The following is a 26,560-nucleotide window of genomic DNA, read 5'->3' as shown; positions in this document are numbered from 1 at the left end:
GGTGGTGTTTAAACCTTAAGGTACGGGCACTAGCTCGAGAATGCGGCTGATCACTTGATCTTTGGTAATACCATCCGCTTGGGCTTCGTAGCTCAGAATAATACGGTGTCTCAGAACATCATGTAAAACGGCCTGGATGTCGTCTGGCGTGACAAAATCACGTTGTTGCAACCAAGCGTGGGCACGGGCACATTTATCTAAAGCAATTGTCGCCCTTGGACTTGCACCTAGTTCAATCCAAGCACCAAGTTGTGCGTCCAATTTGGCTGCTTCACGGGTTGCAATTATAAGTTGTACCAAATATTGCTCAAGCGGCTCGGCCAAATGCAGCTCTAATACTTTTTTTCTAGCCTCAAATAATGTTTGTTGACTAATTGGACTAAACTTCACAACCTCTGTGCTGAGCGCTTCACCTCGTGTCAAACGTAAGATCTCTAACTCTGTTTGCGCTTGTGGGTAATCAATATTGAGGTGTAATAAAAAACGGTCTAGTTGTGCTTCTGGTAACGGATAGGTACCTTCTTGCTCTAACGGGTTTTGAGTCGCCATAACCATAAAGAGTTCAGGAAGTGGATAAGTTGTCTTCCCCACGGTGACCTGACGCTCTGCCATAGCTTCAAGTAAAGCTGATTGAACTTTAGCTGGTGCGCGGTTAATTTCGTCTGCAAGTACAAGGTTATGGAAAAGCGGGCCTTTCTCAAATACAAACTCACTGGTTTGTTGTCTGTAAATATCGGTGCCTGTTATATCTGCCGGTAACAAGTCAGGTGTAAACTGAACGCGTTGAAAGCTGCCTTCTATACCTTTGGCGAGAGCATTCACTGCTCGGGTTTTTGCCAGTCCTGGAGGGCCTTCAACTAATAGGTGGCCGTCTGCCAAAATTGCGATTAAAAGTGCTTCGGTTAAGTCAGGTTGACCTAAAATTTGGGTGTCTAAGTATTTTTTTAATTCAGTAAACTCATTAACTGCCATGCTTGTTTGTCCTTGTTATGACAAATTTGTTGCTTATTTATATGGATTGAAACGGAAAACTCAAGCTTTTGAGGTGGATTTTCACATTTTTCTTAGACCGTATTATTTGGTTTAGTTCCATATTTTTAATATATTTTTCAGACGCTTTTTGATTTGTTCAAAATTCACGCTAAGTTTAATTTGCGCTGTGATTTTACAGACAATTTCCATTTTTCTATTGGCAGAATGGATTCGGTTGTTTAGAATCGGATTAAAATAACAGGTCAGACCTGTCAGCGGGAGAGCAAAATTCATGTCTGAACAAAACATTCTAAAAACAATAAACGGAGACCGTATCGCTATTGTGAGTGGCCTACGTACTCCTTTTGCAAAACAAGCCACGGCTTATCACCACGTACCTGCACTAGACCTAGGTAAAACTGTGGTCAATGAAATGCTGGAACGCCTAAACATAGATAAAAAAGAAATCGACCAGTTAGTTTTTGGGCAAGTTGTACAGATGCCTGAAGCGCCAAATATTGCACGGGAAATCGTGCTTGGCACGGGTATGCCTGTATCCGTTGACGCATATTCGGTTTCTCGAGCGTGTGCGACAAGCTTTCAAGCGGTTGCTAATGTTGCTGAGTCTATCATTGCAGGTCATACCGCTGTCGGTATTGCTGGTGGCGCGGACTCTTCTTCAGTATTGCCGATCGGTGTAAGCAAAAAACTAGCAGGTAGCCTAGTTGATTTAAACAAAGCCAGAACATTAGGCCAGCGTTTGAAGATTTTCTCTCAATTGCGCTTAAAAGATTTATTACCTGTTCCCCCAGCAGTTGCTGAATATTCAACTGGTTTGTCAATGGGTGACACAGCTGAGCAAATGGCAAAAACACACGGTATTAGCCGTGAAGAGCAAGATGCATTGGCGCACCGCTCTCACTCTTTAGCTGCAAAAGCTTGGGATGAAGGGCTATTGTCGCAAGAAGTTATGACTGCGCACGTAGAACCATATAAAGGTTTTATCGACAAAGATAATAACATTCGTGCTAACTCGTCACTTGAAGGGTATGCAAAACTTCGCCCTGTGTTTGACAGAAAACATGGCTCTGTGACCGCGGCTAATGCGACGCCTCTCACTGATGGTGCTGCAGCTGTATTGATGATGAGTGAAAGTAAGGCAAAAGCCCTCGGCTATGAAATTTTAGGTTATGTTCGCTCTTATGCATTTTCTGCAATTGGCGTACATGAAGACATGCTAATGGGTCCAGCTCATTCAACGCCGTTGGCCCTAGATAGAGCTGGTATCGAATTAAAAGACCTTGACTTAATTGAGATGCATGAAGCGTTTGCAGCCCAAGCGTTGGCTAACGTCAAAATGTTTGCTTCGGACAAGTTTGCAAAAGAGAAGCTTGGGCGCAATAAAGCAATAGGTGAGATTGATATGGACAAGTTTAATGTCAATGGTGGCTCGTTAGCCTATGGCCACCCATTTGCGGCAACAGGCGCGAGGCTTATCACTCAAAGCTTAAATGAATTAAAACGCCGAGGTGGTGGGCTCGCATTGACAACAGCTTGTGCGGCTGGTGGATTGGGTGCAGCATTTGTATTGGAGAGTGCATAAATGTCAGTATTTAGTTATGAATTAAACAGCCATAAAGTTGCATTAGTAACAATTGATGTGCCGGGCGAAAAAATGAATACGTTACGTGATTCCTTCGCCGATGAGTTGCTCGAAATTCTTGAAAAAGGGAAAAAAGACGACGTAACTGGTATGGTGTTTGTCAGTGGTAAATCTGACAATTTCATTGCAGGTGCAGACATCAAGATGCTTGACAATGCACATACGCGCGAAGATGCATTGCGCCTATCAGAAATGTGTCAGCAGGCGTTTTTCAAAATGAAGGCACTGCCTTTCCCAACAGTTGCGGCCATCCATGGAGCAGCTTTAGGCGGCGGGTTGGAGTTTGCATTAGCGTGTGACTATCGCGTGTGTACAAATGATGACAAAACAAAGTTGGGCTTACCAGAAGTGCAACTTGGTTTGTTACCCGGTGGTGGCGGCACACAACGCCTGCCTAAGTTGGTGGGTATTCAAAAAGCGCTGGAATGGATGCTAACGGGTAAACAAGTGCGCGCAAAACAAGCTGCAAAAGCTGGCCTGGTCAATGAAAGTGTTCCGCACAGCATTTTGATGGATGTCGCGGTCAAACTTGCTCGAAAAGGTAAGCCAAAGGCTCGCAAGCCAAAGCTAGATAAACTCAGTCAATTGCTTGAATCCAATCCATTTGGCCGAAATATTATCTTCAAAAAAGCACAAGATAATGTCGAGAAAAAGACTGGGGGCCACTATCCGGCTCCACTTGCAATCATTAAGGCAGTAAGGGCGTCTGTCGAATTAGATGAATTAAAAGCATACAAAACTGAAGCGGAAGGCTTTGCAGATCTTGTAATGACAGATGTGTCACGCTCTTTGCGTGGAATTTTCTTTGCCACCACTGAGATGAAAAAAGAGTGGCAAAGTGACGACAAGGCAAGTATTTCGCGTGCTGCAGTTTTAGGTGGTGGTTTGATGGGGGCAGGGATCACTCATGTCAGTGCTGCAAAAGCAGGCGTACGAGTACGTATCAAAGATGTAGCACACCAAGGGATCAGCAATGCCCTAAACTACAGCTACAAGATTTTATCTAAAAAGCAAAAACGCCGTATTTTATCTAAAGCCCAAATGCAATCGACCATGAACAGCATAACTGGCACGACAGATTATAGTGGTTTCGAGCATGTTGATATTGTTATCGAAGCTGTTTTCGAAGACTTAGCATTAAAGCAGGGTATGGTCGCAGATATTGAACGTGAGTGTTCAGAATCAACGATATTCGCCAGTAATACTTCATCGCTGCCAATTGCACAAATTGCAGAAAAGGCTGAGCGCCCTGAGAATGTGATTGGATTACATTACTTCTCTCCAGTAGAAAAAATGCCGTTGGTTGAGATTATTCCTCATGCGAGTACCTCAGAAGAAACAATAACAAAGACGGTTAACTTTGCACGAAAGCAAGGTAAAACACCGATTGTAGTTAAAGATAAAGCAGGTTTCTATGTGAATCGTATTTTGGCACCGTATGTAAACGAAGCTGCTAACCTGCTGCTAGCTGGTGAACCAATTGAGAAAATCGATCAGGCACTTGTGGAGTTTGGCTTTCCGGTTGGGCCCCTTGCACTACTCGATGAAGTTGGCATTGACATTGGGTCTAAAATCGCCCCAATTCTTGAAAAAGAGCTTGGTGATCGTTTTAAAGCGCCAAATGCATTTGAACGTATGATAGACAATAAACGCCTAGGTAGGAAAACTGGACGCGGTTTTTATACTTATGAAGGGAAAAAAGGCAAGACTGTCGACGAATCGGTTTATGCTTTGTTAGGGATCACGCAGGCTCCACGTTTGAATAAGCAAGAAATTGCTAACCGCTGTGTTGCGCAGATGCTAAATGAAGCATCTCGATGTTTAGATGAAGGGATTATCGCCTCTGCTCGAGATGGCGATATTGGTGCAATTTTTGGTATTGGCTTCCCACCATTCTTAGGCGGTCCATTTAGCTACATGGATAAACGCGGTATCAATAAAGTGTGTTCAGAGTTGTCTACTTATGCAACTGAAAACGATGTATTCACGCCGTCAGAGCCGCTGAAAGCGAAAGCGGAAGCAGGCGAAGCATACTATAGTTAAATAGAAAATTAGGAAGTACCACCTACATTGGTACTTCCTAAAATGTCTTTTATTACTTTTTTTTCTCATCATCCATATCCTAGTCGCATTATTTAGTTCCATCATTAAATATAAAATGATTTAAGTTGAAGTATTATTTCTATCTCCTTGTCTTATTGAGCATAACAACACAAGATCCGCAATAGCAATTTTGTTTGTGGGGGAGTTACAAATTAAAGGGTTATATATTCAGGGAACAAAATGGCAAGACCGTTAAGAATTGAATTTGCAGGAGCGCTTTACCACGTGACTTCTAGGGGGAATGCGCGGCAGAACATCTTTTTTGATGATGACGACTATACGCTGTTTTTGGCGGTTTTATCTGATATATGTGAACGTTCTATACCCAAACTCCCTCGAGGTGCATGATTCAGAGCTATGTCTTCTGTTTCAGTACTAGGAAAAGAACGCAGTGTATTGTCGAGTCCTTTCCAAGTTCTTTGACGATGAAGTGGGACCGAATACGCGCTCCCAAGGGCGAGTTTGATTGGCTTTCATACTTTGTTGTCAATTTTCGATTTAGGCCCACTAGATCTTCAAATCGACGCCTTACCTGAAAGCCAATCACTTCTCGCTGAACCTCGCATCTTGAGAATAATTGGGGTATAACAGGGTGATACACAGTCATTGTTTGATGACAAATCACTATCATCTACTCGTAGAAAAACCTGACGCCAATTTAAGCAAGGGATGCGACAATTAAATGGTGTATTTACACAAAATATAAACCGTAAACATGGCCGAGTTGGTCATCTATTTCAGGGCCGATTTAAAGGTATTTTGGTTGATAAAGACGCCTACTTACTTGAGTTAAGCCGGTATATTGTGCTTAACCCTGTACGAGCGAATATGGTTGCGCATCCACAAGACTATGATTGGAGTAGCTGGCATGCGACAGTGGGTAGTAATCCCGCTCCCGATTGGTTGGTAGTTGACAATTTATTGTGTTATTTAGTACAAAGCGCGCGCTAGCAGTAAAAGCCTATATCGCATTTTTTTGGCAGATATTGGGCGAAAAATATGGCCTCATTTAAAACATCAAATGTTTTTGGGCGATGATGCGTTTGTAGCGCGTTATCAAACCGATATGACGAGTCACAGTGGCAATTTAAATGAAATACCAGCGCGTCAAAGGCGCGCCAAACCCCTCACACTTAAACAAGACTACATAAATTTTGAACAGAGAAATCAAGCAATTATCAACGCCTACGCCAGTGGGGGTTATACGTCAACAGAGATTGGTGACTACTTTGGGCTGCATTATTCTAGAGTGAGTAGAATCGTAGCAAAAGGCAAGATCTGACCCTTTGATCGCGATTTTCTTGGCTATTTCTTAGGGCAACAAGCAGTAAAAGATGTTGGTATAGCCTGGCGAACTTGGGTTAATCATCAATGCAAACTATCCCAGCTTTATGAGCAAGGTGCTAGTAAAACTAGCATTGGAGAGTATGTAAATCGATGGTTTAAGTGGGTAAAAAGTGGCGTTGATGTCGATATCAATGCAGTGATAACACTAGGGTTAACCAGTGAATTAGGGCAAGGGTTAGTGCGTCAATATCGGGTTGATGAGTTGTATATTCACAAAAGTTAGCAGCGTTCGTCAATACTTCAGTATCAGCGGCAGTAACGACTTAGCATTTATTAGAAAGTGGAGCATCGAAGCTGTGGAAGCTCATTCGAGTGCTAAAAAACTGTGACAACCAGAGGGGTGAATAATATTTCATCACCTTTGGATGAAATTGATGATTTGTAGAAATAAAAAAGGGAGTGGCTTATTAACGGCTAAATTGGTTGTTAAAAGTACACTAAATAATGAAGAGATAATCAGGATAAACGCCACCGAGCCACTACGTGGCCTAGTGGTGTTGTTATAGGCAATGAAGGAAGCCTATAACAATGACTGAAGAAATATTTAAAAGGTTTGAGATATGCACTTTTCATTACAGAAAAAAGAAAATAAAAGAAAGGGCGTTACGAACTCGACTTCTAAAATAAATAACCCGAGCAGGGCTCTTTTTCGGATTGTAAATAATAGTAATGCTAAAGGCTGTAATTCTACTTGTGCACAAGGCGCAACGGCCGGATTCATAAGAGATAATCGTGATAATTATACTATCTCAACCAAAAAATACACAGATTCTATACCTCAACGTAAAGTTACCGTTGGAGGGACGACACTCACTAGTCTTCTAGGTTCTGGTAATCAAGGTGGAGCATATAATACTGATGACCCACAGAAAGTAGTGAAAGTCAGAAGCAGCGGAGAAGATATAAAGACAGAGTTTGAAAAACAGAAAAAGGCGTATGATAAAGCGCCGGGACTAGTCGCAAAACCATATGAATATGGACAAATTGTAAAAGATAAAATAGGGGAACCACAGGATAGTGATGAAATACCTGAAGGCTCCTGGGGTATTGTTATGGAAAAACTTGAAACTGTATTAAAACCAGATTCAAAAGAGAATCACCCTCCCCTGATAGAAATAATTGCAACCGAGGTGGATATTGCGTTAGAAACGTGGAAATTAAGACAAGAGTTAATAAAAAATGGTATACACCATAACGATGTCAAACAACATAACGTAGGAAGGAGCAAAGATGGAAAGCTAAAAACTTATGATTTTGGTGTAGCAAGTGATAATGAACGGAAAGATTTAGCCACCTGGCATGACCAGCTATCAAAAGAGGGAAGTACAACGACGAGCTATCAAACGAAAGAACTTCTAGACGGATGGTCAAATTTACTTTTAAGAGTCAATAATCGATGGAATGCTAGAGGTACCATCACTAAAATCAATGCGGAACTCGTACCTAGAAATATCTTACAAATCTTTATTGGAGGGGGGATACCTAGCCGGAGCGAACTTATCAGTGCAGTGTTAAGTGCAACACAAGATGCCCCCATGAAAAGCGAGTACTTGGAGTATGAAAGCTTTAATGTGATGTACGATCTACTGAAGAAAAGCCTGAGTAATGCCTTAACAGAGGTTGATGAGGCCGGGGAGAGTGGAAATGCGAATTTCGAGGACCATGGACAAGAAATAGATAAAGTCCTTGCGTATTTTGATGAGAAGATAAATTTGACGAAAAGCGAAGAAGATGTAAAGCGAACGAATACTTATAAATACTATAATTCGAATCTAACATAAAAGAAGTATACATGGCGTTATGATTTGCCCCAGTAAAAGAAACATCGGGGTCAGAACATTGGGGTCAGATCTTGTCTTTTGCCTCTCGTGCTCTATGTTTAATCTAATCAATTGAGGGGTTATATATGATGGCAAGACCGTTAAGAATCGAATTTGCAGGAGCGCTTTACCACGTGACTTCTAGGGGGAATACGCGGCGGAACATCTTTTTTGATGATGGTGACTATATGCTGTTTTTGGCGGTTTTATCTGATGTATGTGAACGTTCAATACCCAAACTCCCTCAAGGTGCATGATTCAGAGCTGTGTCTTCTGTTTCAGGACTAGGAAAAGAACGCAGTGTATTGTCGAGTCCTTTCCAAGTTCTTTGACGATGAAATGTTTGATGACAAACCACTATCATCTACTTTTAGAAACACCCGACGCCAATTTAAGCAAGGGGATGCGCAATTAAATGGTGTATTTACACAAAATATAAACCGCAAACATGGCTGAGTTGATCATCTATTTCAGGGTCGATTTAAAGGTATTTTGGTTGATAGAGACGCTTACTTACTTGAGTTAAGTAGGTATAGTGTACTTAACCCAGTGCGGGCGAATACGGTTGCGTAACTGTAACTGCCCCAATTTTATATTGATAGAAACTCTACTTATGAACTGTTTCAGTTTATGGGGGAGTTGCATTTTAGGTGGGCTTTTTACGGCCATTTAAAGCGGTTTAGTTGGCACTGTGATATAAAGAAATAGAATGAACACGCAGTAAAGCTTCACTCATGAAATGTATTTAATCCAGTGGTAATTACTTTGTTGGACTGTTGAAAACCAGATTAAGGGTTGGCATATTATTTCTACTAGGAGAGAGGTTAAATTAGTTAACCCCGATGTGAAGATTCATTTTTTTATTATGTGTAACCTATAAATTTTGCCAGCGTTTATCTAAATAGTGTTCGCAATTTAAAATTAAAAGAGAGCTATAGGTATAGCTCTCTTATAATCATTAATTAATGACCGTAGAACGTAATGCTCCAACCAGTTAACTGACCTGGTTTAGTGTTGTTAGGTTGTACTTTATCGCCACGCTGTGGAATAACTGCTTTTGAACCTTCAACAAATTTACCAGTGCCTAAGTCATATACTCTTTCAGACCATGAGTCTTTTGCATTTGTGTCGATGATACGTAGTTTCCAATCACCTTTTGCAGACTCACCATAGAAATGGTTTGAAAGGATCACATTGTCATTGAACTTATTGCCTTCGATGTCTGTACCAGCGGTTAAGATGACACTGCGTGTGTTACTAGGTGAAATAAGCTCAACAGATAAATCCCCAAGGCGCTCATGATCCAAGCTTAAGTGTACGCGAACGGCTTCAACTGTTAGGTCATCCGTTTGTGTGTGAACTGATTCAGTACCAGTGAAATCGCCATCGTAAATAAACGCGTCTGCTTTTACTGGCACGTCATATGACTTGATTTGTAGGTCGCCTAGGATAGGACCTGTTTGTAGTGCTTTTTCAACTGCCGCATCTACATTAACCAAACCAAAACCATAGTCATAATGGAACGCGTGACCTGCACCATTCACTTGCCAGCTTGGGATAGCTTCATAATCGCCAATCATGCGAGGTTTAGCATCAGCATCTACTTTTGTTGCAGTAGTGATCATCAGGTGTCTAACGTCACGCCAAGATAGCTGGTGGTTTGCCGACATGATAAGTGCAACCGCGCCAGATAGAGCAGGTGCTGCAGCTGAAGTACCATTCATGTTAAATGCGTACATTGGCTCTTCACATTGTGTTTCCGTTGCATCTGTGCACCACTTAGGTAGAGCTGTGGTCACTGTCGCAGGGCTATAACGTCCCCATTCACCAGCCGGTGCTGTAAGTAACACCGCTGAACCACCTGTAGAATAAGCCGCTAAATTACCTTTTGCATTAAGTGCAGAAACCGTTAAGTTCCAGAAATTGGCATTTGTCGGGTCTGCAATTGACGCGTCATATGCTGGAAGTGCATAGCCATTAGGATAAATTAGTGTCAAAAGACCATTGTCTCTGTCTAGCCAACGACCGCCAATATAGTGACTGTTACCTGCTGATTTAACAGCCATTGCACCACGGCCACCGTGACTCTCTGTTACTGCTCTTTTGGTTACAGCGTCAATATCATCAAAGAATGCACGGTAATCACCATAGATGCTAGCGTCAGAAAATGAATAACCGATACTTTGGTTGATAACGCGAGCGTCGGTAAGTTTATTCATAGGTTGAACAGCACCATCCATATCCATAACAGAGCGGATAGCAAGCGTGCGGCTGTTAATATTGCTTTCTTTACCTATGTAGTTTACACCTGTCAGTGTGGCATTTGGTGCTACGCCTCGGCCACCTTGGCCGTTGTATGCAGCCGCCGCCGCGATCCCAGCAACTTTTGTACCGTGGTCGTCAATACTTAGACGACCTCTTGATTCGTACTGATAGATGTAAGGGTTAGGATTAGGCGTGTTGCCTTGTACCACGTTTGGCGCAAGGTCTGGATGGTAGGTAGCAAGGCCATCATCTATAACAGCAATATTGATCCCTTGACCCAAAATACCACGACGGTGTGTAAAGTCTAAGTTCAAATCAATTCCAGCTACTCCAGGAGTGATTGCACCAGCTGATTGGCCTGTGTTTTGAAGGTGCCATTGATGTACTACAAGTGGGTCGCCATCAGCCAATTTATATGTGTATTCCCAAACATGTTTTGTCGGGTCATATTCTTGCACACTATTATCAAATGTTTGTGCGCTTGCTTGCCCAAGTGCCAATAGTAAACCAGCGGTAACAATGTTTAATTTATTATTCATTATATATTTCCAATCTGTTTGTTTGTTCACGGTAATAAACAAGCAGATTGATCAAGAAATAACAGATCGAATGAAAAAATTTATTTCTATTATCTATATTCCAAGGAGTTATAATCTATATTTAAAATACTTTATCATTCATTGTTTTTATTTATTAATAAAATCTTCCTGCCCCAGCATGAGCGCCGGAACAACCTATTATTGTCATCCAAAACCGATTAAAACTGATCGATATGAGGTTCAAAACGTATGAATGCTGTGCGTTTATGGTCATTGTGGTGGTGTAATGTAAGTCTATGTAAAGTTCATTGAGGACGTGCAATTTCACACAGTACACTAAAATAGAATAGTAGAGTCGAGCCTATAGGAAATAGTAATAATGCGGCTAAAAACCTCATTGGCGATAGCATTGTCGAGCTTACTGCTCGGTTGTCAATCGACGTATCAAATTGACGAAGAGTATCGTTCAAAATTAAAAATACCCGCGTCTTGGCAGTACCAACACACAAGTGGCCCTGTCAAACCAAGTTGGCTTGGGCAAATTACCGAGCCACAAGTCCATCAATTGGTAACAACTGCATTGAGCAGTAACTTAGCTTTGTTGCAGCTGGCACTAGAAATAGAAGTTGCGAAGCAGCAGTTGGTTGTCAGTGGCAGTGCGCTGTGGCCAACACTCGATATATCACTTGATAGCGTCAGGCGTAAGTCGTCATCTAATACCTTTTCAACTGAACATGCACTTGATCTTAAAGTTGGCTATGAACTCGATCTTTGGGGCAAACTCAGTGAAGAAGAGCGTCAAGCAAATCTGACTGTGATGGCGAGTTTGGCAAATTATCAACAGCAAACACATAATCTAGTCGCAGATGTCGTCATTAGTTGGTTTGCAGTCATTGAAGGGCAAACTCAACAGCAATTGTTAAATGAGCGTTTGGCCGTGGTCGAGCAAAATTTGGACATCATTGAGTCTGGTTACAGGCAAGGTCTCAACAGCGCACTTGATGTGTATCTTGCTCGCACAGAGCTAAACAACGAGCAAGCTAAATTAGCGCAGCAGAAATCAGTTGTAGAAACTCGGGTTCGAAAGTTGGAGCGTTTGGTCGGAGAGTATCCGAGCGGATTACTAACCGTTGACGCGCCACTGCCGTTATTAGACTCGACGCTTTCAACGGGATTACCATCTACCTTAGTTAGCCGCAAGCCCTCGCTATTGGCTAGTTGGTATCAACTGCTGGCACAAGATGCTGCGTTAGCTTTTGCCCACAAGCAACGTTTCCCTAGCCTCAAATTGAGCGCAAGTTATGGGCCCAGTGGCGAGCAACTTGACGATGTATTGTCTTTTTCTGCGGCTGGTTGGTCACTGTTATCGAGTATTTCTGCGCCGCTATTTAATGCGGGCAAACTGGCTGCGAGGGAAGAAATTGCCAGAACACAGCTTAAGTCGCTGGAGCTTCAATACTTGAACAATCTGCAAGACGCGTTTAGCGATGTTGAAAATGGTATCAGCGCGGAAGTTGCGCTTAAAAAGCGCTATCAAGAAACTTTAATTGCAGAAAAAAACGCACAGCTAGCAGAGCAACTTTCTTTCGAGCAATATCAAAAAGGTTTGGTGAGTTACACCACGGTATTAGATGCGCAAAAACGTGCCTTTGATGCAAAAAGCAGCCTCATTTCCATTAAAAACGAGTTAATTAAAAATCGTGTTGAACTGCACCTTGCATTGGGTGGTGATTTTCAGCAAACAGAGCCTAAGGACGTAAACAATGACATTGGCTAAACGAATAATCTTACCTGTAGCGATACTGACAATGTCTATTCTACTGGTTGTATTTATTACTTCAAATCCGCCTCAAGCCAAAAGAGGCAAGAGTAAAGCGCAAGCACAAATGGTGGTGGATTTTGAAGTGATACAAGCAAAACCGTTTGCTATGGCACTTGATAGTTACGGGGTTGTTAAGCCGCGTACACAAAGTGTATTGGTTGCACAGGTTTCAGGTGAAATCAGCTTTATTAGCAATAGCTTCAGAGATGGTGGTTTTTTTGAAAAAGGGGAACTGTTATTACAAATTGATGATAGAGATTATCAAGCTGAAGTTCAGGTTGCCAAAGCCGCGTTACTCGGCGCTAAGCAAAGTTTATTAGAAGAGCAAGCAAGAGGGAAGCAAGCGCAAATCGACTGGCAGCGTTTAGGTGATGGTGGGCAGGCTGGTGAGCTTGTCCTTAGAAAGCCACAGCTAGAAGCGCAAAAAGCAAATGTATTGTCCGCTCAAGCCAAGTTGACTAAGGCTGAGTTAGCGTTAGAGCGTACTCGTATCCTAGCACCATTCGCAGGTCGCATTTTAAACAAGAAGGTTGATTTAGGGCAGGTTGTTTCGAGCAATAGCCAACTAGCTGAAATTTATGCGACAGATTATGTTGAAATAAGACTACCCATTAACAATCGAGACTTGGCATTTATGCGTTTGCCTGAACACTACAGAGACAGTGACAATCACATAAACAGCCTGTCTGTTACTTTGTATTCGGATTTGGTCAAAGCACAGCAGTGGCAGGGGAAAATCGTCCGTACTGAAGGTGCAATTAGTGAGCTATCACAACAGTTGTATGTAGTCGCGCAAATAGACGACCCATTTTCAGTCAATCAACAAGGTGACTTTGCGATAAAGATTGGCCAGTACGTCAATGCAAAAATTGAAGGTAAAACCCTAGAAAATGCCATTACCATACCAAGTAGCGCCATTTATCAGGGCAGCTACGTATATGTACTTGACGAGCAGAATTTACTTATGCGCAGGGATATTTCATTGGCGTGGCAAAACGATGAGTTTGCGATTGTACGCTCAGGAATTAGTGAGGGAATGCGTTTGGTGACTACGTCTTTGGGGCAAATAAGTTCGGGTACACCTGTTGCACTGCGCAAGAGTAAAAATCAAGGTGAGCAAGGGCCAGCTTTTGAATCTGAACAGTGGCAGCAACTCACAGAAAAACAAAAACGTAAACTGAAAAAAATGGCAGCGGAGCGTGGCGTAAGCATTGAGCAATTACTTGCAGAGCGGAAACGCCAAGCTCGGGAGACAGGGATATGATAGCCTGGTTTACACGCAACCCCGTCGCTGCAAACTTATTAATGCTATCAATATTGTTTGGTGGTTTGTTTGCTATGTCGACCAAGATCCCACTGGAAGTATTCCCATCTTTTGAAACAGATAGAATTAGCATCAGCATGTCATTGCGCGGCGCAACCCCTGAAGATGTAGAGCAGGGGGTGTCTATTCGTATAGAAGAGGCTGTACAAGACTTAGAGGGCATAAAACAAATTTCTAGCCGCTCTTCAGAAGGCGGCGCCAGTGTAAATATTGAAGTTGACAACGGCTATGATCCAAGAGAGATGTTAGCGGATGTAAAAAGCCGGGTTGACGCCATAAACACCTTTCCGGCAGATGCTGAAAAGCCAGTAATATCGCTCGCAGAGCGCAAACGTGATGTTATCACCGTCACGGTTGCAGGCAGTTATTCGGAAAAGGAAACACGAGAGTTTGCTGAGCAAGTTCGAGATGACTTGTTGCGTATCGAAGGGGTGACGCAAGTTGATTTAGACGGTGTGCGTGATTATGAAATTGCCATTGAACTTAGCCAAGATAAACTGAGGCAATACGATTTAACGATAAAGCAGGTGGCGAATTTAATTGGTCAATCAAGCGCTGATATTTCAGCGGGTAACCTAAAATCTTCTGGTGGCGATATTTTACTTCGCTCTAAAGGGCAGGCTTATCGCAAAGATGAGTTTGCGGACATTCCAATCAAGACGAATACAGACGGTTCAGTTTTATACTTATCTGATATTGCAAATATTATTGATGGCTTTGAAGAAACACCAGTTCGCACGCGATTTAATGGTAAGCAAGCTGCGTTTATTGAGGTTTATCGCATTGGACAGCAAAGTGCGATTGAGGTTGCAGATAAAGTTAAAGCGTATATTGAACAGCGCCAAGAGACCTTGCCAAAAGGTTATGAGTTAAGCTATTGGGATGATGATTCTGTCATAGTTAAAAACCGTATCTCGACCTTAACTTCCAATGCGCTGCAAGGTGGCATATTAGTATTGGCGCTGTTGACACTATTTCTGCGACCAGCTATTGCGTTTTGGGTCTTTATCGGGATTCCTGTGTCTTTCATGGGGGCGTTTTTAGCAATGCCATTTTTTGGCATAAGCCTCAATATTATGAGTTTGTTCGGTTTTATTCTTGTGCTTGGGATAGTCGTTGATGATGCAATTGTCACAGGAGAAAATATTTATACACATCTCAATAGCTCCGAGTCGGGAGAAGAAGCGGCGATAAGGGGAACACAAGAGGTCGCAACACCTGTGACTTTTGGCATTCTGACCACTGTGGCTGCATTTTTACCACTGGCCTTCATTGATGGTGCGAGGGGCGCTATTTTTGCGCAGATCCCAGCTGTTGTGATCCCCGTTTTGTTAATGTCTTTGGTCGAGTCAAAATTTGTCTTACCAGCCCATTTAAAAAACTTAAAACCACGTAAAAATGCCCAGAAGCCCAGTCGCTTTAGTGCTTTTCAGCAACGATTTGCTGATGGTTTTGAGCGCGGTATCCTCAAGTATTATCAACCAATATTAAAAGTGGCAATATCACACAAAACAGCCACTTTAAGCGGATTTATCGGTGTGTTTCTGGTGATTTTAGCACTGATTATGAGTGGTTGGACTAAGTTTATTTTCTTTCCTCGTATTCCCAGTGAGACGGTTCGAGCCAACTTGACATTACCAACAGGCACACCATTTGAGGTAACCGCCAAATATATCGATTTAATGTCAGATAAAGCTCAGGTTTTAAAAGAAAAATATGTAGATCCTAATACCGGAGAAAGTGTTATCACGCATATTTTAGCAACCACAGGTGGACGAGGTGGTGCGTCAAATTCAGGTCGAGTTCGGTTTGAGATAACACCTCCTGAAACTCGTTCATTGCGTGTTGACTCGCGTCAATTGGTGAGAGAGTGGCGCGCATTGATTGGCACGATCCCGGGCGCAGAAAGTTTGACGTTTAGGGCTGAAATTGGTCGCTCGAGCGACCCAATTGATGTGCAGTTGACAGGTACTTCTCTAGCAGTGTTGAAAGAAGCCGCTGAGCAAGTTAAAGCGAATTTGGCGACTTTCCCAACTGTGTTTGATATTACAGATAGCCTGAGTGATGGCAAGGAAGAGTTGCAAATTGAACTCACGGCGCAAGGGAAGGCTCTTGGTTTGACCCGTACGGAAGTGTCAAATCAGATCCGCAGTGCATTTTTTGGCGCTCAAGTGCAACGGATCCAGCGAGGCCGTGATGATGTGCGCGTGATGGTGAGGCTGCCACTGTCTGAGCGCAGTAATCTAGCAACACTTAATACGTTATTGATCAATATTGAAAATCAAGGAGCTGTTCCATTAAATCATGTGGCAACGTTAACACCAGGACAAAGTCCTTCGAGTATTTATCGAATAGATAGGTATAGAACTGTTAATATTACCGCCGATATTGAAAAAGAAAACACCAATATGACTGTGTTACAGGAGGAGCTAAAGGTCTTTTTAGATCAGCTAGTTGCACAATACCCCGGCGTAACACATTCCCTTGAAGGGGAGGCGAAAGAGCAAAGAGAGTCATTTGGTTCACTGGGTTGGGCGCTGCTTTTTGTCTTTTTCATTATATATACGCTGCTCGCTATCCCATTTAAGTCCTATATTCAGCCGTTAATTGTAATGAGTGTGATCCCATTTGGTTTGATTGGTTCTGTGATTGGTCACTGGATCATGTCTATGGAGCTGACCATTATGAGTTTACTGGGTATGCTGGCCTTAATTGGTGTTGTGGTAAATGACTCCTTGGTACTTGTTGACTACATCAACAAACAAAGAGCGAAAGGTGCTGAACTAATGGACGCTGTGCTTAGGGCGGGGGCTGCGAGATTTAGGCCTGTAATGCTTACAAGCATCACAACCTTTTTTGGCTTAATGCCACTGTTGTTTGAGCAGCAGACTCAAGCTCAGTTTTTAATTCCAATGGCGGTGTCTTTGGGCTTTGGCATCATATTCGCTACGCTAATTACCCTTATCTTAGTACCGGTGAACTATTTACTGGTAGAGCGCATAAAAGCATTCGGAAGCCGATTGAGCTACAGAACAGCGTAATTCTATGTTGTGTCGCATGGTCACATATTTATTTTTCGGTAAAGCTGTGACTATGTGACTATGTGACTATGTGACTATGTGACTATGTGACGAGCCAAAGTGAGCTCGTGCGAATTCGCAATTCATTGTTTTTCTCATCATTTCCCTTTTCGACATTTTTTATCTCTAGGTTGCAGTGTCATTTCGCTATGCGCATCTGGACTTTTGTACAGAGAAAATTAAAAGTTTATATTGAAATCTAATAGTTTGAGGGCATGATGTTTTTGGGTACAAAAAATAAAGATGTGAAACAATCAGTATCACATTTAAAAATATTCAATATAAATTAAAAACAATAAAAACAATAAAAACAGATATTTATGGTTGTGTTTTTTGATTTTTTGTTCTTTTTGAAGATTCCATCAACTTGCCGTGTGAGAAATTTCATATTGTTATAATAGTTAGAGCTCTATATAATTTATATTAATTGAACGTTCAATTAAAAATATTATGCCTAAAGTTGGAATGGAACCGATACGTCGTCAACAACTAATTGAGGCGACGTTAGAGTCAGTTGCGGAGCTTGGCTTACACGCGACTACGATTAACAGTATTAGTAAACGAGCAGGGTTATCTTCTGGGATAATTAGTCACTATTTTGGCGGTAAGCAGGGCCTCATCGAGGCCACTGTTCGATATTTACTTACTAGCTTAAAAACCAGTTTGATATCTAAAGCACATTCAAATTGCGATGCAAAAGCGCGACTGATGTTCATCGTTGAGGCGAATTTTTCTGTCGTACAGCAGCAAACAAGTGCGACAAAAACTTGGCTGAGTTTTTGGGCGCAGTCGATGCATGATGAACAGTTGCATCGACTACAAAGGATCAATTCTAAGAGACTTTACAGTAACTTATCTTATTCTTTCTTTGCCCTTCTCGACAAAGAGGATGCACGAAGAGCTGCGAAGCTGAGCGCAGCAATGATCGATGGCTTGTGGCTTCGAGCAGTGCTTAGTAAAGCAAATGAAACAGCGTTCGCAGAAGCTGAACAGTTGGCAAAGCAATATATCTTATCTCTAATTTCGTCTCGTGGAGTCTAAAATGACCGCAGTGGTTTATCAAAATTTTATTCATGGCGCTTTTGTCGCTAACCAATCAAAAGAAACATTTCCGGTTGTAAATCCTGCGACTGATGAAGTGATGTATCACGTTGAAGTTGCCGATGAATATATTCAAAAACAAGCAATTGGCAGTGCTCAGCAAGGTTTTTCAAAGTGGTCGGCTATGACGCCAGTTGAACGCAGTAGGATACTCAATAAAGCTGTGTATTTACTGAGAGAACGAAATGATGAGCTGGCGAAAGTTGAGGTGTTGGACACCGGTAAGCCCATTCAAGAAGCTGACTGTGTAGATATTCAAACCGGTGCGGATGTTATCGAATACTTCGCAGGTCTTGCCCCTACGCAAATGGGCGCACAGCAACCTGTAGGGGAAGATTTTTTTTATACTCGTCAAGAACCGTTGGGTATATGTGCAGGAATTGGAGCTTGGAACTACCCATTGCAAATTGCTTGCTGGAAGTCTGGTCCAGCTCTTGCTGCAGGTAACTCACTGATTTTCAAACCATCAGAAGAAACCCCTTTAGGGGCGATTAAACTAGCAGAAATTTTTATTGAAGCGGGTATGCCTGCAGGTGTGTTCAATGTTGTACAGGGCGCAGCCAAAGTAGGTGAATGGTTATCAACACACCCTGATATAGAAAAGGTATCCTTTACCGGTGAAGTTGGGACCGGGAAAAAAGTAATGCAAAGTGCAGCATCAAATTTGAAAGATGTCACAATGGAACTTGGTGGTAAATCACCTCTAATTGTATTTGATGATGCCGATATATCTGAAGCGGTTAGTGCAGCAATGCTTGGCAATTTTTACACACAAGGTGAAATTTGCACAAACTGTACACGTGTTTATGTACATAAAAACATATATCAGGAGTTTTTGACTGAACTTAAAACACGTACAGAGCAAAATATTGTTGCAGGAGATCCCCTTGATCCTAATGTAAACCTTGGAGCGCTTATTTCGAAAAAGCACCAACAGTTGGTGCTTGATTACATTGAACAGGGAAAACAAGAAGGTGCGACGTTGTTAACCGGTGGTCATGCACTTAAACCTGAGTCAGCACCGAACGGATATTTTGTTGCTCCGACCGTGTTTATTGATTGCTCAGATGAAATGACTATTGTCAAAGAAGAGATTTTTGGCCCAGTTATGAGCGTGCTTGTTTTTGAGGATGAAGATGAAGTTATTGCCAGAGCCAATGATACCGAGCTAGGTTTAGGTGCTGGTGTTTTTAGTCTTAATATCCAACGCGCACATCGTGTCATCCATCAGCTTAAAGCTGGTATTTGTTGGATCAATAGCTACGGTAATTCACCTGCCGAAATGCCTGTTGGAGGCTATCAGCAATCGGGAATAGGCAGAGAAAATGGAGTTGAAACGCTTAATAACTATACTCAGACAAAGTCTGTTTATGTAGGTATGAGCAAAATCGACAGCCCATTTTAAGGGGGCCTCATGTCAACGTTTGATTATATTATTGTTGGTGCAGGTTCTGCGGGCTGTGTGTTGGCCAATCGTTTATCTGAAAACCCCAAAAACAAAGTTTTGCTATTAGAAACTGGTGGTTCAGATAAAAGTATTTTCATCCAAATGCCAACGGCATTGTCAATTCCGATGAATACCGATAAGTATGCGTGGCAGTTTCATACTGAAGCTGAGCCATATTTAAACAATCGAAAGATGCATTGCCCTAGAGGCAAAGTACTCGGCGGGTCATCCTCCATCAATGGCATGGTTTATGTCCGTGGTCATGCCAAAGATTTTGATGAATGGGAAGCTCATGGGGCAAAGGGGTGGAATTATCAAGCTTGCCTACCTTACTTCAAAAAGGCCGAGACTTGGCTTAAAGGAGAAGATGATTACCGTGGTGGCAATGGAGAGCTGGGCGTAAACAATGGAAATGAAATGGCCAACCCTTTATACGGCGCTTTTATAAAGGCGGGTGAGCAAGCGGGTTACCCCGTGACCGCTGATTACAATGGAGCGCAGCAAGAAGGTTTTGGACCAATGCACATGACTGTAAAAGGCGGCTATCGCAGTTCTACTAGTCGAGCTTATTTGGACCCTGTTAAAAGTCGTAAGAATCTTACGGTAGTAACAGGCGCATTGGTGAATAAGGTACTGCTGGAAGACAAACAAGTAACTGGTGTTGGATATACGTATAAAAGTCAAAATGTGACCGTACAGGCTAGCAAAGAGGTTATCTTAAGTGCCGGGCCAATAGGATCTCCGCATATTTTGCAACTGTCGGGTATTGGTGATACCAAAACGCTCGAAAGTGCAGGGGTGGAGGTGAAACATCACTTGCCAGGTGTAGGCTTAAATTTACAAGATCATTTAGAGTTCTACTTTCAATACAAATGCAAGCAGCCCATTACACTCAATGGTAAGTTGAGCTTGTTTTCAAAAGGTTTAATCGGGGCACAGTGGTTGTTGAACAAGTCTGGTTTGGGCGCAACCAATCACTTTGAGTCTTGTGCGTTTATTCGTTCTAAGGCGAGTGTTGAATGGCCCGATATTCAGTATCACTTTTTGCCAGCTGCGATCCGTTATGATGGTAGGTCAGCATTTGAAGGCCACGGTTTTCAGGTCCATGTCGGACATAACAAACCAAAAAGCCGAGGCTCCGTGCTAATACAGTCAAAAGATCCAAAAGTCTCTCCTAAGATCCAATTTAACTATTTACAGCATCAAGATGATATTGAAGGGTTTCGCGCATGTGTACGTTTGACTCGTGAGATCATTTCACAGCCCGCTTTTGACGCATATCGTGATGGAGAAATTCAGCCGGGAGAGCATGTTCAAAGTGATCAAGAGATCGATGAATTTGTTCGTCAAGCAGCAGAGAGTGCATACCACCCATCTTGCTCATGTAAGATGGGTGATGATGACATGGCAGTTGTCGACTCACAAACTCGTGTACACGGTTTAAAGGGTCTAAGAGTCGTCGACTCATCGATTTATCCAACCATACCAAATGGCAACTTGAATGCACCAACAATCATGGTTGCAGAGAAAGCAGCCGATTTAATCTTAGGTAACAAGCCTTTAGCAATTGCCAATGCCAGTGTGCATACTCATCCCAATTGGCAAGAACAACAGCGCTAGTTTGCTCAATCTCACCTGATGCCTGGCCACCAAGGCCGGGCATCTGTTTGCTTAGGTGAGTGCATCACTAACATTGCAAAAGTTAGGTTGTGTCATTCAGGCAAACGAAACAATAACAACCTTATACGGGAAAAAAAATGAGTTATTTTTATTTATTTTGGGAGGGCGACAATGACCATTTGGCTTAGTGCAGGTGTTCTTTTTACCCTACTTTCTATCGCTTTTATCCTCTACAAATGGGGCAGTGTTCAAGTTGTTGGTGTCACACCCGTAAAAACATTTACTTTTATTGCAATATTGTTCACCTCGGGGCTTGATGTTGGTTTGATCATGTTCCCACTCACCGAGTTTGCTGGTTACGCAGACATAAACACAAGCCCAGAATATGGATTTACCAACCCATTGGCTATTGAATTTGGCTACTGGGGCTTTTTGATCTGGGGGTTTTATTTCCTTACCTGTTTTTATTTCTGCGTAATTGAACCTAAAGTTCGGTTTTTTGAAATTCCATTGGTGAAGCTAGTTAACAACGTTGTCATTGTGGGTACGTGTGCATTTACAGCCTATTTATTGTTGTCTAATTTGCCTTGGTACTTACCAAGTGTGGGCGATGGTGAGTCCATAGTAACTTCATTCTATTTTATTGTCTTTGTTGCTATTTCGTTGGCAGTGTATTCAAGCACTGACATTAAATACGTAAAGTTGCTCAGTGTTTCGACAGCGTGGGTTTTTATTGGACTTATCGTCTTACTTTGGTTAAATGCATTTGTATTTGGAGATAGCACAGTTAGTAATTACTTCAGTAATTTAGCGCTAATGAGTGACTATTTTGCAAATATGCATCAGTTTGTCTTACCTCTCAATGATTATCACGAATTCTACTTATTTTGGTGGTTTGCTTGGAGCATCATGATAGGTCAATTTACAGCACGCTTTGTGGGCGGATTAAAAACTTATCAAGTACTGGCGGCCATGCTTGTGTTTCCATCTATCCCGATTGCAGCATGGTTTGCCGTATTGTACCACTACCATGAGGCTGGAATCGCAACCGATGGATTAATTAACTTTGCCATGGTGTTTGTGGGTGTGGTGTTTGTTATCAACTCCCTGGACTCACTTGTCAGACTGTACACCGATAACTTAAACCTAACAGTTAAACGGTTAGGAAAGCGCAACTATATATTGCTCAATATTATCTCGCTGTCACTATTGACGCTTTTATTCCAGTTGAATTTTCTACAAATCCAATGGGTTGGGGCGATAGTTATTGCCATATTTTTTGCGTGTTTTGGGTTTATTCTCAGCAAAAAGATGCAAATGGTCCGTAAGATTCAGAGCTCACCTGAAGATAACAAAATCGATTTTAATAAGATAAAAACAGTTAGTTAATTATGAATATTTCAAAAAAAGCGCATCTACTTCCACTACTTTTATGTTCTAACTTGGCGATGGCAGACTGGAGTACAACTGTGACAGCTGCGTCCGATTATACCTTCAATGGTGTAAGTCAGACGCAAAACGACCCGGCCATTCAAGGGAGTTTGGACAAGGCATTTGATAACGGCGTATATGCTGGCTCTTGGGCCTCTAACGTCGACTTTGGTGATACAGATATTGAGTGGGACTTTTATGTTGGTAAGTTTGTAGAGCTCAACACACTGTGGAGTGCTGACTTTGGTATTGCTTATTACACATATCATGGCGCGAGCGAGTCAAATGACGGAAACTATCCAGAAGCTTATGCTAAATTTGGCTATGACAATGCTTTGGGCAATACTGAATTTAACTTTTGGTACAGCTGGGACTACTTCGGCTCAGGCGCGGGCCATACAATAGCTATGATAGCTCATACAGTTGAAGTTGCTCCTAATCATGCGATAAGAGCGAGCTTTGATGTGTCTAATTCTCTAGATGGAGAAAAATGGTTATGGAAGGAAAGTGATAAGTCGTACTATCATTACCGATTAGCCTATCAAACAAGTGTCAACAAGTTTAATCTTGAAATAGCGGCAGAAAATACGAGTTTAGATATTGATACAGCAGATGAAAGGGTCGTTGTTTCTGTATCTCGTTCATTTTCCATGTAACCAGCTAAGTAAATTTAACACCAAGGAAGGTGTTTAAAGGTAGCAAAAGACGTGTTTAAATTAGGGTTTTACAGCCGCATCTTTTTACTTTCATGCCAAAAGTACGTACAATCTCCCGCCATTGAATGACCGCGCTCTAATTGCGTTTATGCACCAAATATCTGATCTCAAAAATATATTCGACACACAATTTGCGGCCACGCACAATACGCGTTTGGTCAAAGGTGACGATGAGCCAATTTATCTACCCGCTGACGAGCAGTGCTCATATCATCAAGTGGTTTTTGCCCATGGCTTTTATGCTAGCGCATTGCATGAAATCGCCCATTGGCTTGTTGCTGGTGAAGCGAGACGTTTACTAGAAGATTACGGATATTGGTACTGCCCTGATGGCCGCGACAAGGCCAAACAAGCCGAATTTGAAAAGGTTGAGGTTAAACCGCAAGCCATCGAGTGGGCACTTAGCGTTGCGGCTGGTTTTGATTTTAACGTATCGGTAGACAACTTAAACGGCGAGCAAACTTGTCGGTTTAGCTTTCAAAAGCGAGTGCATGAACAGGTATTACAGTTGCTAGAGCATGGTTTTAATACGCGTACCGAGCAACTGCTAAGCGCCTTATCGAGGTTTTATAACACGCCTTGGCCTTTGCAGCAGGCGCAGTTTTCTTGGGATTGTCCACAGGAGTTAGAAAATGTCATTTAAACTCGGATTAATTGTAAATCCAGTTGCAGGATTAGGAGGCTCTGTTGCCTTAAAAGGCAGCGATGGTGCAGACACGGCGCAAAAAGCACTGGCATTAGGGGCAGAGCCAAAATCAAATAACCGCACAAAGCTAGCTTTGGAGCAATTGATACCGTTTAAAGACAGTATAGCTATTTTCACTGTTTCAGGGGAAATGGGCGAGCGCATCGCGGGTGAGTTAGGCTTTGAAACGCACGTTGTATATCATGTTGCTGATGAAACGACACCACAAGACACAGAAGTGGCGGCTCAAAAGCTCATTGAGCAGGGCGTTGATCTTATCTTATTTGCAGGTGGTGATGGCACGGCAAGAAATATTTGTGCCGTGGTTGAAGACAAAGCACCTGTGCTAGGTGTCCCAGCTGGATGTAAAATTCACAGTGGTGTTTATGCCATTACACCTAAAGCGGCTGGTCGCGTTGTCGAAATGTTGATTAAGGGTGAATTGGTCACTTTGGCTGAAGCCGATGTGATGGACATAGATGAAACCGCTTTTAGGCAAGGCACTGTCAAGGCTAAGCGCTACGGTGAAATGCAAGTTCCCAGTGAAGTTCGTTTTGTCCAAAGTGTTAAAAATGGTGGTAAAGAAAGCGATGAGCTGGTCCTTGCCGACATCGCTGCGTATGTGATCTCTGAGATGGATGAAGATCAAAGGTACATTATGGGGTCTGGCTCTACGGTAGAAGCTGTCATGGAGGAGTTGGGTCTAGAAAACACGTTATTGGGTGTTGACCTAGTTCAGGATCATGATTTGCTGGGGCAGGACTTGACCGCAGCACAATTGCTTGAGCTTACTCAAGGTCACCAAACCAAACTCGTGATCACATTAATCGGTGGCCAAGGCCATATTTTTGGTCGCGGTAATCAGCAGCTTAGTCCTGAGTTAATCAGGCAAATTGGTAAAGAGAATATTATTGTGGTTGCGACAAAGCGCAAGCTACAAGCATTAAATGGCCGTCCGCTCATTGCAGATACGGGCGATCAAGCACTTGATGATGAGTTAAGTGGATATATTAAAGTCGTCACAGGGTACAATGACCATGTGATGTATGCCGTAGGGCATCAAGAATAAGTGAGGAGACGGAATGTCATTTGAAACCTATGTAGAGGCTGCACAGCAGTTTTTTGATGAATTAGTTGACCGTGCAGATGATGATGAGCTGTTTGCTGGTGGTTATTTACGTGGTCATTTTGACTTAGCAGTCGGGTACGCACAAGTTGAGGAGCTTGATCTTCAACCTCAAGAATTAAACAGCAAAATTGAAGAGAGCTTGGTTAAAGCGTATCGAAATGGCGAATTAACAGATGAAGACAAAGAGCATGTTGTCAGCATTTGGGAGCAAGTAAAAGCGCTCGCCGCTTAATCTTTTAACACTCATGACTTAAAAGTCATGAGTGTTACCGCTTGCGGCATTCCCTTCCAATTACAATACCCAACGCCAAACTACAAACAGTATTGAAAATGACACCAAATAGAATAAACCTAGTGTAGCTAGTACTTTAACTGCTTTTGGTTGTGAGTCATAAATCTCCCCTTTGATCAAAGACAAATTGAGCCAAGCAAAAAATGGCGTGGTCAAAAATGCCATAGTCATGGCAAACATCAGCATATCTTTTAGGTTGCCTTTGAAGAATAAAACAACCACCATACCAAGAGCTGACTGCAAGCCAATGATCAAAGATAAGCTATATTTCTTCTCGTGTGGTTTTATGACTTTTATTGCTTCATCCAATGTTCGTGCGTAGCCATCTAATACGGCAAGTGTCGTACCAAACATACATAAAAAAGCCACCACAGCGATAAGCCAACGAGACCACTCTCCAATAGTCAGTGCATACATATCAATAAGTTGTTTTGAAAATGCAACACCTGCCAATTCAATTTTCTGTTCTTGGCCATATTGTAGCATTACGCCGAGTATGAAAAACATCAACGCGAGCCCTAGCGTTAAAGCGTAGCCGAGGTTGAAATCAAATAGGCTTTGTTTTTTAGTGAGATTACTCGTTCTCAATTTACTTTTTAACCATAGAGAGTTGATAGCTGATATTTCAATTGGTGCAGGCATCCAGCCCATCAATGCCACCATAAATCCCAGTAATGCGAGTTCATAGGGGGAAGGTGCAATTTGCGGAGCCGGGTGCGCAGGCCCATTTGCCAGAGCCACTACCAGTGCAGCCGTTGTAGCTATACACAGAAATGCCATAATTACTTTGCTAGCGCTGTCTAGTAGCTTGTAATGGCCAAAAATGAGTATGCCTAAACAGACAAACAAAAGCCCAAAACTCAAGGTGGTTAATGCCAAGTCACCGGGCAAAATATATTGTAAGAGCGCTGCTGTTAACAGTAATACACCTGCGGTGTTAACCACCGCAGCGAGTAAATTTATGATAAAAAACAGATAGAAAAGTGAGGGGTTCTTGTCTTTGTAACCACGGACTAAGCTCTGTTTGTTGTGTATTGTATATTCAACACCAAAACGAAAAAATGGATACTTAAGTACATTGACGACGATGATAAGCCACAACAGCTGCCAACCAAATAATGCGCCAGCCTGTGTTGCTGCGACTAGATGAGAGCCACCTACGGCCGCCGTCGCCATTAAAATACCGGGACCTAACGACTTACTT

Annotated in this window: 22 protein-coding genes; 19 read left to right on the top strand and 3 right to left on the bottom strand. The window is 42.4% G+C overall.

All coding sequences use genetic code 11. The annotated features are described in order from the left end of the window. Positions 1–15 precede the first annotated feature (15 nt). Positions 16–972, bottom strand: a complete 957-nt coding sequence (locus QNM18_RS09645) for an AAA family ATPase (RefSeq protein ID WP_023401554.1) — start codon at positions 970–972, stop codon at positions 16–18. Between the two features lie 292 nt (positions 973–1,264). Here QNM18_RS09645 and fadI point away from each other — a divergent pair, with 292 nt between their 5' ends. From fadI to QNM18_RS09605, 8 genes are all read left to right on the top strand, one after another. Further along, positions 1,265–2,575 carry an acetyl-CoA C-acyltransferase FadI gene (gene fadI, locus QNM18_RS09640; protein WP_211010283.1) on the top strand — a complete coding sequence of 437 codons (1,311 nt, stop codon included), beginning with the start codon at positions 1,265–1,267 and terminating at the stop codon, positions 2,573–2,575. Continuing rightward, positions 2,576–4,678: a fatty acid oxidation complex subunit alpha FadJ gene (fadJ, locus tag QNM18_RS09635; protein ID WP_284137047.1), complete on the top strand. Its 2,103-nt coding sequence runs from the start codon at positions 2,576–2,578 to the stop codon at positions 4,676–4,678. A 240-nt stretch (positions 4,679–4,918) separates the two neighbouring features. Then, on the top strand, positions 4,919–5,086 hold the full coding sequence (locus QNM18_RS09630; protein WP_211010281.1) for a hypothetical protein: 168 nt from the start codon (positions 4,919–4,921) through the stop codon (positions 5,084–5,086). A 321-nt stretch (positions 5,087–5,407) separates the two neighbouring features. After that, positions 5,408–5,689 carry a hypothetical protein gene (locus tag QNM18_RS09625; protein WP_284137046.1) on the top strand — a complete coding sequence of 94 codons (282 nt, stop codon included), beginning with the start codon at positions 5,408–5,410 and terminating at the stop codon, positions 5,687–5,689. Positions 5,690–5,759: 70 nt separating this feature from the next. Continuing rightward, positions 5,760–6,020, top strand: coding sequence for a hypothetical protein (locus QNM18_RS09620; protein WP_284137045.1), 261 nt, complete (start codon positions 5,760–5,762; stop codon positions 6,018–6,020). Positions 6,021–6,645: 625 nt separating this feature from the next. Continuing rightward, the gene (locus QNM18_RS09615; RefSeq protein WP_284137044.1) at positions 6,646–7,866 is read left to right on the top strand and encodes a protein kinase family protein; all 1,221 of its coding nucleotides are present in this window, start codon (positions 6,646–6,648) and stop codon (positions 7,864–7,866) included. 125 nt (positions 7,867–7,991) lie between these two features. Then, positions 7,992–8,162 carry a hypothetical protein gene (locus QNM18_RS09610; protein WP_284137043.1) on the top strand — a complete coding sequence of 57 codons (171 nt, stop codon included), beginning with the start codon at positions 7,992–7,994 and terminating at the stop codon, positions 8,160–8,162. Positions 8,163–8,205: 43 nt separating this feature from the next. Next, positions 8,206–8,361, top strand: coding sequence for a hypothetical protein (locus tag QNM18_RS09605; protein WP_284137042.1), 156 nt, complete (start codon positions 8,206–8,208; stop codon positions 8,359–8,361). A gap of 506 nt (positions 8,362–8,867) precedes the next feature. Here QNM18_RS09605 and QNM18_RS09600 read toward each other — a convergent pair. Next, complete coding sequence (locus QNM18_RS09600) at positions 8,868–10,709, bottom strand: S8 family peptidase (RefSeq protein ID WP_211010280.1); 1,842 nt, start codon at positions 10,707–10,709, stop codon at positions 8,868–8,870. Between the two features lie 379 nt (positions 10,710–11,088). Here QNM18_RS09600 and QNM18_RS09595 point away from each other — a divergent pair, with 379 nt between their 5' ends. The 11 genes from QNM18_RS09595 (at position 11,089) to QNM18_RS09545 (ending at position 25,296) form a co-directional block, all read left to right on the top strand. After that, positions 11,089–12,486 (top strand): TolC family protein, encoded by a 1,398-nt coding sequence (locus QNM18_RS09595; protein WP_284137041.1) that lies wholly within the window; start codon positions 11,089–11,091, stop codon positions 12,484–12,486. Then, entirely contained in the window at positions 12,473–13,795 is a 1,323-nt protein-coding gene (locus tag QNM18_RS09590) for an efflux RND transporter periplasmic adaptor subunit (RefSeq protein ID WP_284137040.1), read from the top strand. The genes QNM18_RS09595 and QNM18_RS09590 overlap by 14 nt, the downstream gene beginning before the upstream one ends. Then, positions 13,792–16,896: an efflux RND transporter permease subunit gene (locus QNM18_RS09585; RefSeq protein WP_284137039.1), complete on the top strand. Its 3,105-nt coding sequence runs from the start codon at positions 13,792–13,794 to the stop codon at positions 16,894–16,896. The genes QNM18_RS09590 and QNM18_RS09585 overlap by 4 nt, the downstream gene beginning before the upstream one ends. 489 nt (positions 16,897–17,385) lie before the next feature. Continuing rightward, on the top strand, positions 17,386–17,976 hold the full coding sequence (gene betI / locus QNM18_RS09580; RefSeq protein WP_023401561.1) for a transcriptional regulator BetI: 591 nt from the start codon (positions 17,386–17,388) through the stop codon (positions 17,974–17,976). A 1-nt stretch (position 17,977) separates the two neighbouring features. Further along, on the top strand, positions 17,978–19,441 hold the full coding sequence (betB, locus tag QNM18_RS09575) for a betaine-aldehyde dehydrogenase (RefSeq protein ID WP_284137038.1): 1,464 nt from the start codon (positions 17,978–17,980) through the stop codon (positions 19,439–19,441). Positions 19,442–19,450: 9 nt separating this feature from the next. Beyond that, the gene (gene betA / locus QNM18_RS09570) at positions 19,451–21,103 is read left to right on the top strand and encodes a choline dehydrogenase (RefSeq protein ID WP_284137037.1); all 1,653 of its coding nucleotides are present in this window, start codon (positions 19,451–19,453) and stop codon (positions 21,101–21,103) included. Positions 21,104–21,274: 171 nt separating this feature from the next. Next, positions 21,275–22,492, top strand: a complete 1,218-nt coding sequence (locus QNM18_RS09565; RefSeq protein ID WP_284137036.1) for a BCCT family transporter — start codon at positions 21,275–21,277, stop codon at positions 22,490–22,492. Between the two features lie 2 nt (positions 22,493–22,494). Beyond that, positions 22,495–23,190: a TorF family putative porin gene (locus QNM18_RS09560; protein ID WP_284137035.1), complete on the top strand. Its 696-nt coding sequence runs from the start codon at positions 22,495–22,497 to the stop codon at positions 23,188–23,190. A 148-nt stretch (positions 23,191–23,338) separates the two neighbouring features. After that, positions 23,339–23,893 (top strand): elongation factor P hydroxylase, encoded by a 555-nt coding sequence (locus QNM18_RS09555; protein ID WP_284137034.1) that lies wholly within the window; start codon positions 23,339–23,341, stop codon positions 23,891–23,893. After that, positions 23,883–25,004, top strand: coding sequence for an ATP-NAD kinase family protein (locus QNM18_RS09550; RefSeq protein WP_284137033.1), 1,122 nt, complete (start codon positions 23,883–23,885; stop codon positions 25,002–25,004). The genes QNM18_RS09555 and QNM18_RS09550 overlap by 11 nt, the downstream gene beginning before the upstream one ends. 13 nt (positions 25,005–25,017) lie before the next feature. Next, a complete protein-coding gene (locus QNM18_RS09545; protein WP_023401568.1) occupies positions 25,018–25,296 on the top strand; it encodes a YfcL family protein in 279 nt (92 codons plus the stop codon). Between the two features lie 60 nt (positions 25,297–25,356). On the opposite strand, the gene QNM18_RS09540 is transcribed toward QNM18_RS09545, so the two are convergent. Beyond that, positions 25,357–26,532 carry an NRAMP family divalent metal transporter gene (locus QNM18_RS09540; RefSeq protein ID WP_284137280.1) on the bottom strand — a complete coding sequence of 392 codons (1,176 nt, stop codon included), beginning with the start codon at positions 26,530–26,532 and terminating at the stop codon, positions 25,357–25,359. Positions 26,533–26,560 lie beyond the last annotated feature (28 nt).

Source organism: Pseudoalteromonas obscura, from assembly GCF_030135505.1.
GTDB classification, from domain to species: Bacteria; Pseudomonadota; Gammaproteobacteria; order Enterobacterales; family Alteromonadaceae; genus Pseudoalteromonas; species Pseudoalteromonas obscura.
Note: the sequence above shows the minus strand (reverse complement) of the source record. Positions and strands in the feature narration are given on the sequence as shown.